Source organism: Pseudomonas sp. C9 (genome assembly GCF_002000165.1).
In the GTDB taxonomy this organism is placed as follows: domain Bacteria; phylum Pseudomonadota; class Gammaproteobacteria; order Pseudomonadales; family Pseudomonadaceae; genus Aquipseudomonas.
On sequence record NZ_MPAK01000006.1, the window covers coordinates 1 to 752 of the forward strand.

The following is a 752-nucleotide window of genomic DNA, read 5'->3' on the forward strand; positions in this document are numbered from 1 at the left end:
CTTAGGGTTTCGCCCTTACGGCGACTCACTTTTTTTTCAAACGCCAAAAAAAAGTAAGCAAAAAAAGGCTCGCCCCGAGCGTCCGGCCCCTCGCTGGGGCTCGGCGTTCCTTCGCTCCGGTATCCCTCCGGGGACACTGCCCTCCGGTCGGCTTCGCTTCGACCTACATGCAGCGTGTTCGACTGCGTCGAACGGCGCTGCGCGCCACTCCCCGGATGAACACCTCCACTCAGCCTCCCGAAGGGGCGGGTGGATCAAGATCAAAAGCTGTAGGCGAGCTAACGCTCGGCCTGATGAGTGGTGAGGGGCAAGAGCAGATGTGGGTTGTTTTGCTTTTTGTGGGAGCGGGCTTGCCCGCGATGGCGGCCTGCCAGCCGACCAATCTCTTGCCGGCGTACTCATTCCCTGTGGGAGCCGGGCTGAACTGGTCAAGTAATCTCGGACACCGATTACGGTGTTTATGCCGCTTTTTGCTCCATGGCTATTGGCGACAGGTAGTCGTTATAGCTATGGAGTCTGGTGCGGTTGTAGTACATGAAGAAGCGCACGATATCGGTTTTGGCTTCCTCGATCAGGCTGTAACCGCCACGAGGCACCCACTCTGACTTGAGCGTGCCGAAAAAGCGTTCTGTCGGCGCATTATCCCAGCACTGCCCGCGATGACTCATGCTTTGCAAAATGTCGTGTTGCAGCAGCTCTTCTTGAAACTTGCGACTGGTGTACTGACATCCCTGATCTGAGTGAAACATCAG

1 protein-coding gene is annotated in these 752 nt (G+C 56.8%); it reads right to left on the minus strand.

Annotation, left to right across the window (positions count from 1 at the left end; all coding sequences use genetic code 11):
• Positions 1-458 precede the first annotated feature (458 nt).
• On the minus strand, positions 459-752 hold a 294-nt coding region (locus BMS17_RS29495), incomplete at its 5' end, for an integrase core domain-containing protein (RefSeq protein WP_175649054.1).